Raw genomic sequence first — 16,226 nt, forward strand, 5'->3', positions numbered from 1 at the left:
TAAATTGTATTATCCGGTATTAGCCCCGGTTTCCCGGAGTTATCCCAAACTATAGGGCAGGTTGCCCACGTGTTACTCACCCGTCCGCCGCTAACCTTTCAAAAGCAAGCTTTTAAAAGGTCCGCTCGACTTGCATGTATTAGGCACGCCGCCAGCGTTCGTCCTGAGCCAGGATCAAACTCTCCATAAAATGGTGAATTTGAGTTAAGCTCAAAATTCAAACTGGCATCAAAATTGATGTCCAAAATTATGTTTCTATAATAGAAACGTTTAATTCATTAACGTTTTGTTGTTCAGTTTTCAAGGTTCATTTCTCACTGCCGTTTGCGACAGGATTTTATTATATCAGAATACCAATTCGCTGTCAACCACTTTTTTTAAAATCATTTTTTTCGATTTAAATTTTTTAGGCGACAACTTTTATAAGTATATCAGAATAATAATTTCTGTCAACACTTTTTATAAACTCAATAATTGAAATTTATATTTCGTTGCGACAGCTTTATTAGAATACCAATTATATAATTCAATGTCAACAAAATATTTATCATTATTAAAAGTTTCTATCTTTATTATTTTCGATTTTCAAAGACGACAGTTTATTAACGTTGATCTAATCCATACTCGTATAGAATAAATCCAACAACATTTCACTATCTGAAACAAAGTCATATTTATTTTTTGTTTTTTCTACTATATATAAGTAAATATTAAATTTAAGCTCGCTCGCTTAATTTATAAGGAGGAAGCTATGAGTTTATTAACGTTATCAAAAGCTTTTATTGATAAGACGTTGTCTCCGAAAGAAATTGTTGAGAAATGTTTACTGAACATAAAGGAAAACAATTCAACTTATAATGCCTTTATTACTGTTTGTGAAGAGGAAGCGTTAGAAGCGGCACAACTTGCAGAAGAGGAAATTGGCAATGGAAATATAAAAGGCCCGTTACACGGGGTTCCAGTTGCTATTAAAGATGTGATATTTACTGAAGGTATTCGAACAACAATGGGTTCAAAGATATTTGAGAGCTTTGTTCCAGACTTCAATGCAACAGTCGTTCAAAAGTTAAAAGATGCTGGTGCCATTATTATCGGTAAAACACATACTCATGAGTTTGCATACGGCCCAACAGGTGACCGCTCCTTTGTAGGTCCATGCCGTAACCCTTATAATCCTGATAAAATTCCTGGCGGTTCTAGTAGTGGATCTGCAGTTGCTATCGTAAAAGATATGGCTGTCGCTGCACTGGGTACTGATACTGGGGGTTCAATCAGAATTCCCGCTGCCGCTTGTGGAGTTGTCGGAATGAAACCGACATTTGGACTTGTTAGTAAATTTGGGGTTTATAACACCGCATATACTTTAGACCACGCTGGACCAATGACGAAAACGGTGAAAGATAACGCAATTATGTTGAACATCCTTGTTGGGTATGATGAAAACGATCCTCACTCACTTAATAAAGCAAAGGAAGATTACGCTCGTTTGCTTGGACAAAGTATTGTAGGCAAAAAAATCGCTCTTCCTTCCTATTACTTTAAAAACATTGACCAAGAAGTTGCAAAATCGATCGAACAAGTGATACAAGTCTATCAAGATTTAGGAGCATCTATAGTAGAAGTAGAAATTCCAGTTCTCCAAGAGATAGCTCAATACCAATCCATTACTATTCAGGCCGAAGCTTACGCAGTACACGAAGCAAATATTCGAAAGTCGGGCTCTCTATATGATGAAGAGCTTTATGAACGTTTAGAATCTAGTAAAAGCCTACCTGCCTATCAATACGTCTTAGCACAACAGAAAAAGGCCGAGTTAATTAACAAATTCAATGAAGTATTTAACAGCGTAGATATATTATTAACACCTACACTCCCTATCCTTCCAACAGACATAAACCAAAGGGAAGTTACGATAGGTTCCTACAATGAGTCTGTTAGAAGTGCCGTATTAAGACTAGCAGCTCCAACTAACTATACAGGGAATCCTGGATTATCTGTCCCTAGTGGATTGTCCGCAACAGGACTCCCTATTGGTTTCCAACTAATAGGTAAGCACGAATCAGAAGCGATAATTTATCAATTTGGAAATGCATATGAACAATATATAAATGGATAATAAAAATTGAGGTGGGAGCTAGTCCTACCTCAATTTTTTCAAATCCTATTTAATTTTTATTAGATACTTTCTCAAATTTCTTCGAAGCATAGTCTAATAAAGTCTCCTCAAACTTTGTCCCCCACTGCGAGTTATCGTCCCAGTAGCGTGGTAGCATTGGGAAATCCTCGTGCCAAGGACGCGGATCGAAATAGCCTAACCCTGGAATCAGTTGGTCCATATCAATGAACAGTTCGACTAAATTTCCATCCGGATCATGGTGATAAGCCGCAATATTATGTCCCGCTGTATGACGGTTTGGCCCCCAAAGCACTTTAATATTATTTCTTGCTAGAATATCCATCGCTTGATATTGATGACTCGCATCTCTTAATTCGAAAGCAATATGATATAAGTTTGATTGCCCTAAACGCTTTCCAAGATTAGAAACGTTTAATACGTGGTGATCCGTATTACATGTTAAGAAGTTTGCACGTTCATCGATTTTATCAGTATAGTAAAAACCTAATACGTCTTTATAGAATTCAGCCGTTTTTATAGGATTGGTCGAAGCTAAAGCCAAGTGACCTAATTTATTCGGAATAATTCCTTTTTCTTTAAAACGTGGTGCCGGCATTTCGATTTCTGTGTAAAGATGAACATTAAAACCATCTGGATCTTGAAGTTCTAAAAATTCCGAGATTCCTGGTTGAGCATCTGTTTTCAATTCAGAAGGAACCCCTAGCTTATTTAATTCCTTTTGTGCATCAATAAGAGAAACATCCTTCGCTAATTGGAATCCCATTGATAATAAATTACTTTCATTCACAGGAGTTAAAATAATATTATGATGATCAAGCCCTGAGCTGAAATATCTTCTACCTTGCTCGTCTTCTTCCATTAAAGTAAATCCTAAAATCTCTGAATAATAATGAGTCATGCCTTCTAAATCTCGCACAGTTAGTTCTGCATAACCAAGCTTGCTAGGCTTTAACATTCCCATCCCCCCTACTAATTTACTACCCAACTTTCACCGTATTGCGTAATGTTCCAATTTTACTCACTTCAATCTCCACAACGTCTCCCTCATTTAAGAACAATTGTGGTTCACGTTTAAGGCCTACCCCACCTGGCGTTCCAGTTACAATAACATCTCCTGGTTTAAGTGTTGTATAAGATGAAACAAACGCGATGATTTCAGGAATCGAGAAAATAAGTAAGTTCGTCGTCGTTGATTGCATTACCTCTCCATTTACTCTCGTTTCTAGCGAAAGCACCTCGCCGTCTTGGATCTCCCCTCTTGTCACCAACCAAGGTCCAAATCCACCTGTACCATCAAAGTTTTTCCCCGGTCCCCATTGGCTCGTACGAAGTTGCCAATCGCGAACAGAACCATCATTGTAGCAAGCATATCCAGCAACATAGTTATAAGCTTCATCTACACTTATACGTCTGCCCTCTTTTCCAATAACGACAGCAATTTCACCTTCAAAATCTAGATTTGAAGATTCCTTTGGAAGGAGGAGATTCTCTTCATGGCCAATTTGAGAACTAGCCGTTCTATAGAATATCACTGGCGTTTCCGTTTCTCGTTCTCCGCACTCTTCCACATGCGCATGATAGTTTAGACCAACACAAATAATCTTTTCCGGATTAGGAATGACCGGTAATAGTGACACATCACTCAATGTATAGTCAACATCATTAGATGTAATAGCTAATTCGTCAACCTTCCCACTTTCAAGAAACGTTTTCAGGTCAGCGTACTCGTTATTAAGCTTCTTTTTTAAATCAACTACACCATTGTCAATTACTGCACCAAAACTTTCTGTTCCCCCATGACGAAAACTTACTAATTTCATTGTACAAACTCCCCTTTTCGGCTGATATTTGTTGTGTAACTTCTATCTATCATTTAAGTGTATAGAATCTCAGAATCTTTATGTCTCCAATCTAGCAATAGATTAGCTTGTTCCATATTACCTTCTTGAATTAACTTTCTTATTCTAGTGGACGATATTCTCTCTCCATTTTTACAACAGACTGGCTCCATGATTGTTACTTTAAAGTATTGACTCAATAGTGAAACATTCCCAGCGCGTTTATGACCAAAACGAAAATCATTTCCGACAATAATATTCAATGGATTCATTTTCGCTATTTCTTCTATAAAATCATCTACCGATCGTTTTAGATATTGCTCATTGAAATTCGCCACTTTTAAATGATCGATTCCTATTTGTTCGATTCGGCTTATCTTTTCTTCTAAAGTTGTCAGTACCGGTACCCCTTGAAAATATGATTTTGGTGGCGGATCGAATGTATATACAACACTTGGTACGTTTTCAATTTTGCTCATATTGACAAGCTCGTGCAAAACCGTTTGATGTCCTCTATGAACCCCATCAAAAGTGCCAATTGCAATAACAGACTTTGGAATTTCAAGACTTTTATTAAAATAGATTTCCATCGCTTTCCTCCATTCCAATTCATAATAAAAGAAGCCATCACACCCATTGAGTCAACAATACATGAGAAAACTTCTTGCGCACATTGTAGTTTAATTAATCGTATTTCGGAATTGACAACATTGAAATGATTGAATATTCAGACTTAACATAAATAATAGACTAAAAGATACCAATTAAACACACGAAAGTTTCATAGTGTGAAATCGAGCTCAAAAATAAAAAGGATTTCCTCAACTTAGGAAATCCCTCTTAATCATTTTATTATAAATATCGAAGCATCTCCGCCAACCCACGGTCAATATACGGAATTCCATCCTCATATCCCTCTACTAAAATCGAGAATATATATTCCTTCCCGCTATCGCCAATGAGGTAGCCCGATAAACAGAACACTTCCCAGATGTAGCCTGTTTTCGCAAAGATACGGTTTTCATATTCGCTTTCGGTGAAGCGTTCGCGTAAAGTCCCGCCAATCCAGCGATCTGGTTTGCCAGCGACAGGCAATGAATCAAAGAATGTTTTAAAGTAAGGCTCTTCTTGAAGCTTAAAGAGTAATGCTGAAATTCCTTCGGATGTTAGGCGATCGGAATGGGATAAACCTGATCCATCGATAAATTGCCATTCCTCTGCTGGTATTTGAAGTTGATTCAAATATGCACGTACGCTTTTTAATCCAGATTCATAATCTGCGACACCATTCTCCTCATGACCAATCAATTTCACGAAAATATCGGCAATACTGTTATTGCTAAACTTCATGAAAGCTGGGAATATTTCCGCAACAGTTGGTGATAAATGTGTGTGAATTAGTTCGGCAGACTCAGGTACAATCCCTTGCGCTATAGCGCTTGTCCCATTGAACGCAATCCCTTGCTCCTTAAAAATATGTTTCATGAATTGTAATGTATTGATTGTTGGGTTTTGCAAAGACACCCATGCTTTCGCGCTTTCACCTTGTGGTAGATTCCCTGAAATGACGATTTGATTCGTATCATTTGTACGAAGAACTTCTAACGTATTCTCCTCACCAGCTGCAACTGTTACAGCCTTATTTGTAATTTCATGACCACATAAATGAGGTATCACTTGGAAACTTGGTTGCTCTCCGATTTCCCCCGGTTCTGCTTTAACAATAATTGAGCTCGCGTCATAATCAGCATCTGGAGACATAGAAATTGCCGAAACCCGTGCACCCCAACAATAAGTTTCCCCCTCTTCATCTACACCCGGTGGCAATGTTTCTCCTGGGAATAGCGTGTCGTCCCCGATTAGGCTGCCTTGAATAGCGGTCACACCGTACTCTTTCACTTTCGAAGCAAACTTAACAAATACGTCCTCATTTAACGTCGGATCCCCGCCACCTTTTATGATCAAGTCACCTTTTAAGACACCATTCTCGACAGGACCATCCACATAAATCTCAGTTTTCAGTTGATACGACTCCCCTAAAATTGCTAAAGCAGCCGCGCCAGATACAAGCTTCATATTCGAAGCCGGTCGCATCAAATGTTGCCCTCTAAAGTCATACACCACTTGTCCAGTCCCACGGTCTCGTAAAGTCACTGTCACATGTTCTTGCCCGAAAATTTCATCTACCGCTCGTTGAATCCCTTTCACACTTTCCTCACTTAGCCCCTTATCCATATTCGAAACAACCTCCATCTCCCAAACACCCCTGTTTTTAGAATTTACTGATAATTATTTTAACAAAATCAAACTACCATTAATATAAAAATGTTCAGTAGATTAAAAGGCTGATTTGAATTTTTTATTTCATCTCAAAAAAACATTTGTAGATTAAATCAAAAATCAATATAATTTCATAGTTACACAAGTGTTACTTTAACTGCGTATTCCTAACTCGGCAATCTCATGAACAGTTTTTCATTTTTTCGACTTATTTTGTCCACGAGAAGCAGTTTCAAGGACAATTTTCCTGAAATCTCCCCCATTTTGTCCTCGATAAGAGGTCACGAGGATATTAATTCATATAAAGTCGAATCTCTTTTATTCATTAGGCCAATAGTTAACCCTCTATCAGCCACAATTGGTAATATAGATGGAGTTTAAAAAGGCGAACGTATGTGCTATAATTTAGATGTAATAGTTTGGGAACTCAAGGGTGGTTGGCTCACACCTCACTTAGAATGGGGGTGAGGCCTTTGACAGTATATGAGGCATTGATGTTTGCAGTTTCCTTTGCAGCATTCATTGTATCAATACTAGCTTTTCAACATAAAAAATAACCCACCTTTGAGTTAGCGCCTCAGATGGGTTAATTACCTTAACTGGCCAATCCCCTTGTAGGGACCGACTATTATATTGACTACTTGATGTTACCGCATCAAGTAGCTTTTTTAATTTACGCATTGTTAATCCTAATTATACAGGATGATCGATTTTTTAACAAGATTGTCACTGTTCATTCACAGTAGTTGAAGCATTCATTTTTCATTTTTAAATCCTCAGATTACAATCCCATTTTAACCATAAAAAACCCCTTCTTGAGTCTAAAAATGCAGAAGGGTTATCTAATCAAGGAAATCCATTAAAGGATTCACTATTATTTATTTTTATCAACCAAACTTACCCTTAATCGAACGAATCATTTTCAGGGCTTTTTCATTTTCCTTTGACATCTTTGTTTCACCCTTAAAACGAGTGACCTTTTTGGAAGTTTTCTTTTTTGAATTTTTCTCCTTATCCAACTTTAATCCTCTTTTCTGTCTACATCTTTCTACTAATGTAGACAAAAAAAGGAATTATTAATCAAAAAAGCAAGGTTTATGTAACCTTGCCCCTTTTTACTGATTCGCTATATATTTCAACACTTTTTCGTTTAGGTCTTTTATTTTCTTAGAAGATTGGCTCATAGAACATTCTGATAACTGTGTCACTCTTTTTGCTTTTACTAAGTTTCTTTTTTCAACTTTTACTCTTGGTTTGTTTTTCTTCTCAAGCTTTGGAATTGTTACTATTAGCACCATATAAACCTCCTCTTATCTAGTACGAACAAAAATTCTTTTATTTACTACATCTTCTTTATAAATATAAAAAATGTAGACTAGATTAATAATGTGAACCGCATCAACTTCTAGCAAGTCCCCTCTACCGTTTTTTAACACGATGAGAAATTGCCTTTTTTCCATATCCACCGGAACGATCATACTATCTTCGTTTAATAGAGAAACAATCTTTAAATTGGACAATTCTTCTATATATAATTGTCTATTTTCCGCTAGATTAAAAGAGTTTAGCTTTTCAATTTTATTTAAACATGTTTCAATCCCTTTTACAAATCCTAACTGTTCTGATAATAATATGAGATCCTCTTCATCTAGGTCCCTTTTATCATTAAAAGATAGCTCGGACAGCGGCACCGGTGTGTAGGTTAGTTCAAATATTTGGACTGTAAATCCGTATTGGTCGGAATAGTGTTGAAGATAGGATTCTAATTCCTCGATTTCATTTCTTTGCCCTACATTTTGATGCTCTTTGAAATTCTCTCCAGCTAGTTGAATCAATTCAGACATGGAGTTGACTCGGTCAATCGTCGCTTTTTCTCTTTTATCATTTGTCGTAATGATATTTTCTACATAATCCATATATTGAAATTCCGTATTGAAAATCTTTAATATACTAGGGGTTAATAATATAGCGATATCAATAAATACAACGATTGATGTTAACGTTACTATTAGTTGCCAATTTGCTAGATCGATTTCATCTATTAATATCCCAACTCCAATAGCCCCTATAAATAATGTATAGAGTCCTTTTCTTAATGTTCTAAGATGCAAACTGTAATTTACTTGTGATTTAAAGAAGTAAATGAAGTTTCCGATTACGAAAACTAGTAATATTAAAATAAATATCTTAAACGCCAATGACCCCCACCCCTTTATTCTATCCAGCATCTTTACTATAATTATATCTATCAGAACTTTCTTACAATAGATGGAATAAATCCCTATTATTTATTTTGTTACCCTTACTTTAGAAACATCTATTAAATAGTTTTGCATGTAATCAAGCCTATTTTCGTTTTTAGATTCATAGCCTATAAAGATGCTCATTTGGAGGAGGATAAAACATGAAAGCCATTCAAGTTACACAATTCGGAGGACCAGAACAGTTAGTTTACAAGGATATTGAGGATGTCGTAGTAGGAAAAGGTGAAGTATGTGTCCGTTTATATGCAGCCGGTGTGAATCCGAGTGATACATACACTTTAACGGGTACTTACGCCTTTAGCATCCCAGAGTTACCGTATACGCCGGGGTTAGATGGTGCTGGGATTGTAGAAGCAGTTGGAGAAGGTGTTACAAATGTTCAAATTGGAGACCGCGTATTTGTTGCGTCATTAAACCGAGGTAAAAGCACAGGTACATTTGCCCAGAAAATCGTATGCGATCCATCTTTCGTTCACCCACTACCAGAACAGGTTTCTTTTGAACAAGGTGCTGCATTAGGTGTGCCGGCATTAACTGCATACCGTGCATTGTTTCAGCGTGCCCGCATCAAACCCGGTCAATGGGTGTTAATTCATGGAGCAAGCGGTGGCGTTGGATTACAAGCTGTTCAAATGGCTAAAGCACACGGTGCAAAGGTGATCGGAACAGCAAGTAAACCCGAAGGTAAGAGTTTGGTAGAGCAAGCTGGAGCAGATGTTGTCATTGATCATGTAACTGAAGCAACGATCGAAGAGGTTCTAGCGTTAACAGATGGAAATGGTCCAGATGTCATTGTAGAATTTTTAGCGAACGTCAATTTAGAAACTGATTTAAAAATGGTTGCGCGCTTTGGGACAATTGTGGTGATCGGAAATCGCGGTTCTATTGAAATTAATCCTCGCCTAGCTATGCAAAAGGAATGCGATATTTTAGCGACAGCCCTTTGGAACGCACCAGAAGATGAATATAAAGAAAGCATTCACGGTGTCATCGGCATGTTAGAAAGCGGTGCCCTCCGCCCAATTATCGGCACATCCCTGCCACTTGAACAAGCTTCTCAAGCATTTGAACAGGTTGCGAATGGTGTGGGGAATGGGAAATTGGTTTTAACGATTGAGTAGGTAATAAAAGAAGTCTTGCGTAGGGTTCGCAAGACTTCTCTTTTGTTAAATAGACACTTATGCCCCTATTCTCTTTTGATTTCCGTTAATAAAGTTTTCGATAAACTCACGTTGATCTTCAGTAGGAGTTGATTTTCGTACATCGGTAAACTTTGTGATTGCCTCTTCTAAATCCATTTCATCCCCGACAATTTCACCGATACTAATAATTTCATCGAGAAACTTCCACAATTCTTCACGGGAATGTGGATCTTGATGGCCTAAAACATAGGTATTTACTTCGTATTGTTTTATTTTCTCCACTAAAGTTTTGAATTGGTGTAGATCATAACTCCAGTCGCCACTGTAAAAGTCTTGATATAGGCAGTCTGCCAAGAACATGATTTTTTCTTCAGGAACATAAACAATCGAAGAATCTTTTGCATGCTCCCCTCCGACATGGTCAATGACACAAGTGATGCCACCGAGATCGATTTCCATCTTGTCCGAAAAAGTGATATTCGGAGATTTCAATACCAAATGATCGCGAGTCGGCATTTCACGTTTAATCATATCTCTACAAAATTCAATTTCTTCTCCTGACTCAACTCGCGCATCTAAAGAAGCATCGTCCCATTCAAGCGTTTTAAGGTGATCGATTACCTTCTTCGTTTCTTCATGGCTAATTGTCGGTAACCCCATAGTTTCAATCCCGAAAATATGATCCCAATGCCAATGAGTAATCGCTACAAATCTTTGCTTTGAATGATCCACCTCTTGAACTAAATTTAGAAAATCATTCGCATGAGCGGGCGAATTCCCCGCATCGACAATCAAACTAATAGTATCCCCACTAATAAAACCTAAAGCCGGACGATCCGTTTCAGAATAATGAGGCATATAATAAACTCTTTCAGCTAATTTCTTTAACATATTTCATTTCTTCCTTCCCGGTACCAGGTACACAAACAATTGTGAAAATTCAGAATTGTTTGTGTACCTGGTACTCATACAATTTAAATCAACTCCACTGGAACTGCGGAATCAAGTGTCATTCCATCTTCAGTTACAACTGTATCGTAAGCTAAAATTTGCACTCCCGCTTCGGCAGCTTTTAGTAAGGCATCCGCAAAGGCAGGGTCCGTTTCTCTATTTGGAACGAATTTTCTACAGCCTTTTAATTGCACTACAAAAAGAATCGCACATCGGTACCCTTTCTCAGCAGCTTCCGCCAGTTCCAACACATGCTTGGTACCTCTTGTCGTCGGTGCATCTGGAAACATCACGATTCCTTCATTCTCCAGTGTGACACCCTTCACTTCGATAAACCCTTCTTCATCACCTTGTTTAAAATATAGATCAAACCGGGATGCTCCATAAGTTACTTCCCTTTTTAAGAAGTCCACTTCCCCGATTTCTGTAATTTTCCCCTCTTTAACCGCATCAAACGCAACAGCATTCGGTGCTTGTGAGTCAATATTTACCCAATTGTTCTCTTTTAATACTGCTATGATAGAATATTTCGTTTTTCGATTCGGGTTGTTCGTACTCTCTAACAAAACTTCTGCACCTGGTTGAAACAGCTCTTTTAGTCTACCAGTATTTTTTACATGAACCTGTATTTTTACTCCATCTATGTAAACTTCAGATATAAAACGATTTATTCGCTTTTCAAATATCCCTCTAACAATCTCACCGTACTTCACATCATCACTTCCCAAAATCTATTTTCATTCATTATGCAGAATTCGTGGGGAAATCTCATTTAATTCACCATTTGCTTCTTGTTGAAAAGAGAATATTAGAAAAAATTGACCTGTTATTAGAAGAAACACATGAGTTATTAGAATAAATCAAGCCATTATTAGAATCCTCCCTTCATACAGCTCGCTACGAAGGAAATATTAGAAAATATTGCGCTGTTATTAGAAGAATCACGTGAGTTATTAGAATAGACCAAGCAATTATTAGAATCTAGTTCAAAACTCTTCCCTATGAGGCAAGTTATTAGAAAAGCTCGACTCTTTATTAGAAAAACACATGAGTTATTAGAAAATATCAAAGCATTATTAGAATCAAACCTTCAACCCAAAATAAAAGGCCGATTAGGATCCCCTAACCGACCTTAAACTTAAAATCTATCCGAACATATTCGGCACTACTTCTTTTGGAATAGGATTCACGTAGTTCCCTTTTGTTTGTTTTTGTAATTCAGCTTTCGCTTGATCGATTAATTCAGGATTTTCTAACAGTTCGATCGCAGTTAAAGCTAACACCTTACTTGCATAAAGCATCCCTCTATGTGCAAGTCCTGTTTTCCCTTGGGATACAAGCTGCCACGTATGAAGTGGAGTTCCCAACACGAAACATGTTGTAAAGAATTGCGAAGTTGGCACTACCCAACTTACATCTGCCACATCTGTAGAACCTGACATTGTTTGAGTAGATTTTTGATAAGGTATTACTTCATTATAGAAAGGAACCTCTTCTTGTTCTAAATCATCAACCGGGCTATCTGGATAGATCGATTTAATTTCTTTTAAAGCACTAGAATATTCAGACGGGCTAATCGTTTTATTCATCTTCTTCGCATATTCCATCTCTTCCTCATTATAATTAGGAAGCCCTACCAACTGTAATTTGTCGTAAACGATTTTGTTAACAGTATCGTTTGGAATATAGTTTGAGCATGCTTTATCAAACTTAACTTTCACTTTAGTTTCTGTCATCAATGCCGCACCTTCAGCAATTTTCACGATGCGCTTATAGATGTCGTCCACTTCTTTAATTGTATTTGCACGAATTAAATATAAAACTTCAGCTTCTGCTTGTACGACGTTCGGAGATTTCCCTCCTGTATTCGTCACAGCATAGTGCACTCTTGCACTTGTAGGAATATGCTCACGTAAATAGTTCACACCAACATTCATTAACTCAACAGCATCTAACGCACTTCTTCCTAAGTGTGGAGAATTTGCCGCATGTGCAGCAACTCCTTCAAACTCGAAATACACTTGATAGTTTGCTAAAGAAGAGAAATTAAATACGCTTGTAAATGAATTCGGGTGCCACGTTAATGCAACATCTACATCATTGAAAACACCTTCACGAACCATAAACGTTTTACCAGAACCGCCCTCTTCTGCAGGACAGCCATAGTAATGAATTCTACCTTTTACTTCACCTTTATCAATTAATTCTTTTAAATGAACGACAGCTCCTACGCCAGCTGTACCTAATAAATTATGACCGCAACCATGTCCATTTCCACCGTCTACAAGTGCTTCGCGGACATCACTTCCAGCTTTTTGACTTAATCCAGGAAGTGCATCATACTCTCCTAAAATACCGATGACTGGACCTTCACTACCATATTTAGCAACAAAAGCTGTTTCAATTCCGCCAATACCTGTTTCTACTTCAAATCCTTGATTTTTAAAATAAGTTGTTAATATTTTTGCAGATTCAAACTCTTTAAATCTCGTTTCAGGAATTTCCCAGATTTGATCCGCAAGTTCAATAATCTCTTGTTCAAATTGTTTATAACTATTTTCCACTCGTTCTAGTTGACTAACCATTTCCATTCATCTCCTCATTAAGTGAAACCTTACCGTTTGTTCATTTAAACGAATCGAGGAGTTAGCGTCCGCCAACTCCCCAAAAATTACTATCTCTACTGTTCAAGATTAGGTGTTTTACGGACGGTCAACACCGCGATATAAACTAAAAGGTACATTTAGCCAATTTTCAATAGCGAACAGCATGTCCTCTTCATCAATATCAAACTCTTCATGGTGATGTCCAGCAGCTAAATTTGTACCAATGATTGAATAAGTCGCTAGACCACCTTGTTGTTGAACATGTTTCATTAAAAATGTTGCATCTTCTGATCCTGCTTTGAAGTCGTTATATTCTATTACTTCATGAATAGACGGGTTTAATTTTGCAGTTTCAGTTAAAATTCGCGCAAGTTCATGATCTGATGGCGTATTGATTGAGTATCCTACTTTCTCCAACTCAACTCCTACATCATACATTGCACCAATACCATCAAAGATTTGATGTACTCTATTTTCATAGAAGTCATTAATCTCTGTAGTTTCACCTCGAACTTCAAACTGCATTTTTGCTAATGAAGGGATAATGTTACGACCACTACCAGCTTCTAAAGTTCCTACATTTACACGAGCTACACCTTCACTATGCGGTGGTAGACTATGTAATGCAAGAGCTGCTTGTGCACTAGCTAATAGTGCATTTTTACCCTTTTCCGCATTAATGCCTGAATGAGCTGCAACACCTTTAATTGTAACATCAAATTTAGAAGTTGCTAAAAATCCGTCAACTCCAGCTACAAAAGTGCCTTTAGGAACATCAATTCCAATGTGAAGTGCAAATAAATAATCTATTTTATCTAATAGAGGGGAAGATACGATTGCACTTCCCCCTCTAACACCCTCTTCAGCGGGTTGGAAAACTATAATAATTTTCCCACATAACAGATCTTTTCTTTTCATTAATTGCTCTGCCAAGCCTAGTCCAATTGTAGCATGACTATCATGACCACAAGCATGCATAAACCCTTCATTTTCAGAACGGAAACCAAGCTTTTGTGGTACATGATGTTCAGCAGAAGATTCTAAGATTGGTAACGCATCGATATCTACACGATAAGCAATGGTAGGTCCTTCAATACCAGTATCAAGAACACCAATTACCCCTGTTTTACCGGCTTCCATTTTTTCTAACCATTTTGCCCGGATATTACTTTCTAGTGCTTTATTATAGAAAACATTTGCTTGCGCCTGCTTCGGCACGCCGAGGGAATTTCCTTTAATAATTTCTTTCCCTACAAAAACGTCATATCCCCAAGCTTCAAGCTTGTCCGCGATGATTGCAGAAGTACGAAACTCTAACCAACCCGGTTCTGGATGTCGGTGAAAATCCCTTCTCCACTCTGTTAAAACTTCTAAGTAATCCTTGTCTATTTTAATAAAGTCCATGAAAGACATCTCCCTAGCTTAATTTGTAAAAGACACCTGGGCCGATCGGAATGTTGAAGAATACGAACACTAGCATTAATAGAATCCATACAATTAAGAAAATAATTGTGTATGGAATCATAAGCGACATTAATGTTCCAATACCAGCTCTCTTATTATAGATTAACACAAACCCTAAAATAATCGCGAAGTATGGATTTAGTGGCGTTACCATGTTTGTAGAAGATTCCCCAACACGATATGCTAATTGAACAAGTGCTGGATGATAATCTAATAAATAGAACGTTGGTACGAAAATTGGTGCAACAAGAGACCAAAGTGCAGAACCACTAATAATAAATAAACTTAAAATCGCTACTAATAAAATGAATAAAACAATCGCAAAGATATTTGTTAGATTAATAGCTTGTAAGATACCTGCTAAATGTACAGCCATCCAAGTAGCAATGTTTGTCCAGTTAAAGTATCCAATGAATTGACCGATGATAAAGATTAAAACAATATAGCCTGATAAATCTTTGATTGCCTCGGCCATAATATTTGGAACATCACCAGCTTTTTTAATTTCTTTAACCGACACACCGTATGTAATACCTGTTGTTACAAACAATCCGAATAAAATCGGTACAATTCCAGATAAGAACGGTGAACGAATAATCGTACCATCATCATTTAATAATGGTGAGTTTGGAATTAATAGTAGTGTTACAATTACAGCGATATAAAGTAAAGCTGCAATTCCTGTATTGCGTAAAGCACGGTTTTCTAAAGGTGATAAGTCATGTAAATCTGCTTTCTTTTCCCCGTTATATTTACCTAAACGTGGTTCTACAATTTTATCAGTAACAAGAGCACCGATAAATGCTAATAAGAACGTTGAAGCACTCATAAAGAACCAGTTATCTAATGGAGATACAGCGATTGACGGATCGATTGTCTTCATTACTTCAGTTGAAATCCCTGACAGTAACGCATCCGTACCTGCTACTAAAATATTTGCTGTAAAACCAATACCAGCACCTGCAAGACCTGCAGCTAAACCTGCAAGTGGATGTCTTCCTAAAGATAAGAATACTAGAGCTGCTAACGGTGGAATAACAACGAACGCAGCATCTGAAGCAATATTCCCTAAAATACCGATGAACACGACCATGAATGATACGATTCGTTTTGGCGTTTTAGTAATTGCTTTCGTCATTAACGCAGAAAATAATCCAGTTTTCTCTGCTAATCCAATCCCAAGCATCATTGTTAATACTAAACCAAGCGGTGCGAAACCAGTAAAGTTTGATAAAGTATTACCTAATATATAGCGAATACCTTCTTTTGAAAGTAAATTGTTAACTGCTACCGTTTCACCAGTATTAGGATGAACAACCGATGCATTCATTGTTCCTAATACAAATGAAACGGCAACAAGAATTATTGTAAGATAAAGGAATAACATAAATGGGTGCGGTAATTTATTACCAATTTTTTCAACAATGTTTAAAAACTTGTTGAAAGCACCATTGTTTACTTTTTGAGTAGTATCTTGTTGATTTTTCACAATTGCATTTCCCCCCGTTTTTAATATTGGACATATTTTTACAATGTCTTATAAT

14 protein-coding genes and 1 rRNA gene are annotated in these 16,226 nt (G+C 37.2%); 2 read left to right on the forward strand and 13 right to left on the reverse strand.

Features of this window, described 5'->3' with window-relative positions; genetic code table 11:
- Positions 1–190, reverse strand: a 16S ribosomal RNA gene (locus CRO45_RS18520); the annotation flags it as partial.
- 561 nt (positions 191–751) lie between these two features.
- Between CRO45_RS18520 and CRO45_RS18525 the strand changes: the two genes are divergently transcribed.
- On the forward strand, positions 752–2,116 hold the full coding sequence (locus CRO45_RS18525; protein WP_097151121.1) for an amidase: 1,365 nt from the start codon (positions 752–754) through the stop codon (positions 2,114–2,116).
- A 49-nt stretch (positions 2,117–2,165) separates the two neighbouring features.
- Here the strand turns inward: CRO45_RS18525 and CRO45_RS18530 are convergent, their stop codons facing one another.
- From CRO45_RS18530 to CRO45_RS18555, 7 genes are all read right to left on the reverse strand, one after another.
- Positions 2,166–3,092 (reverse strand): VOC family protein, encoded by a 927-nt coding sequence (locus CRO45_RS18530; RefSeq protein ID WP_170949558.1) that lies wholly within the window; start codon positions 3,090–3,092, stop codon positions 2,166–2,168.
- A 22-nt stretch (positions 3,093–3,114) separates the two neighbouring features.
- A complete protein-coding gene (locus tag CRO45_RS18535; RefSeq protein WP_097151123.1) occupies positions 3,115–3,957 on the reverse strand; it encodes a fumarylacetoacetate hydrolase family protein in 843 nt (280 codons plus the stop codon).
- A 53-nt stretch (positions 3,958–4,010) separates the two neighbouring features.
- Positions 4,011–4,565, reverse strand: coding sequence for an FAD synthetase family protein (locus CRO45_RS18540; RefSeq protein ID WP_097151124.1), 555 nt, complete (start codon positions 4,563–4,565; stop codon positions 4,011–4,013).
- 262 nt (positions 4,566–4,827) lie between these two features.
- Positions 4,828–6,228 carry a D-alanyl-D-alanine carboxypeptidase/D-alanyl-D-alanine endopeptidase gene (dacB, locus tag CRO45_RS18545; RefSeq protein WP_097151125.1) on the reverse strand — a complete coding sequence of 467 codons (1,401 nt, stop codon included), beginning with the start codon at positions 6,226–6,228 and terminating at the stop codon, positions 4,828–4,830.
- 914 nt (positions 6,229–7,142) lie between these two features.
- Positions 7,143–7,274 carry a hypothetical protein gene (locus tag CRO45_RS20365; protein WP_268878139.1) on the reverse strand — a complete coding sequence of 44 codons (132 nt, stop codon included), beginning with the start codon at positions 7,272–7,274 and terminating at the stop codon, positions 7,143–7,145.
- Between the two features lie 96 nt (positions 7,275–7,370).
- The gene (locus tag CRO45_RS18550) at positions 7,371–7,553 is read right to left on the reverse strand and encodes a hypothetical protein (RefSeq protein ID WP_097151126.1); all 183 of its coding nucleotides are present in this window, start codon (positions 7,551–7,553) and stop codon (positions 7,371–7,373) included.
- Positions 7,554–7,565: 12 nt separating this feature from the next.
- On the reverse strand, positions 7,566–8,453 hold the full coding sequence (locus tag CRO45_RS18555) for a type II toxin-antitoxin system SpoIISA family toxin (RefSeq protein WP_170949559.1): 888 nt from the start codon (positions 8,451–8,453) through the stop codon (positions 7,566–7,568).
- A 206-nt stretch (positions 8,454–8,659) separates the two neighbouring features.
- On the opposite strand from CRO45_RS18555, the gene CRO45_RS18560 reads away from it, so the two are divergent.
- On the forward strand, positions 8,660–9,640 hold the full coding sequence (locus CRO45_RS18560; RefSeq protein WP_097151128.1) for an NADPH:quinone reductase: 981 nt from the start codon (positions 8,660–8,662) through the stop codon (positions 9,638–9,640).
- Between the two features lie 57 nt (positions 9,641–9,697).
- On the opposite strand, the gene CRO45_RS18565 is transcribed toward CRO45_RS18560, so the two are convergent.
- From CRO45_RS18565 to CRO45_RS18585, 5 genes are all read right to left on the reverse strand, one after another.
- The gene (locus CRO45_RS18565; RefSeq protein ID WP_097151129.1) at positions 9,698–10,552 is read right to left on the reverse strand and encodes an MBL fold metallo-hydrolase; all 855 of its coding nucleotides are present in this window, start codon (positions 10,550–10,552) and stop codon (positions 9,698–9,700) included.
- A gap of 83 nt (positions 10,553–10,635) precedes the next feature.
- Entirely contained in the window at positions 10,636–11,325 is a 690-nt protein-coding gene (gene sfsA, locus CRO45_RS18570) for a DNA/RNA nuclease SfsA (RefSeq protein WP_097151130.1), read from the reverse strand.
- A 432-nt stretch (positions 11,326–11,757) separates the two neighbouring features.
- Positions 11,758–13,197: a M20 family metallopeptidase gene (locus CRO45_RS18575; protein ID WP_235864670.1), complete on the reverse strand. Its 1,440-nt coding sequence runs from the start codon at positions 13,195–13,197 to the stop codon at positions 11,758–11,760.
- Between the two features lie 117 nt (positions 13,198–13,314).
- On the reverse strand, positions 13,315–14,622 hold the full coding sequence (locus tag CRO45_RS18580; protein WP_097151132.1) for an amidohydrolase: 1,308 nt from the start codon (positions 14,620–14,622) through the stop codon (positions 13,315–13,317).
- A gap of 13 nt (positions 14,623–14,635) precedes the next feature.
- A complete protein-coding gene (locus tag CRO45_RS18585) occupies positions 14,636–16,171 on the reverse strand; it encodes an AbgT family transporter (protein ID WP_097151133.1) in 1,536 nt (511 codons plus the stop codon).
- Positions 16,172–16,226: the final 55 nt, after the last annotated feature.

This window comes from Ureibacillus acetophenoni (genome assembly GCF_900220965.1).
GTDB classification, from domain to species: Bacteria; Bacillota; Bacilli; order Bacillales_A; family Planococcaceae; genus Ureibacillus; species Ureibacillus acetophenoni.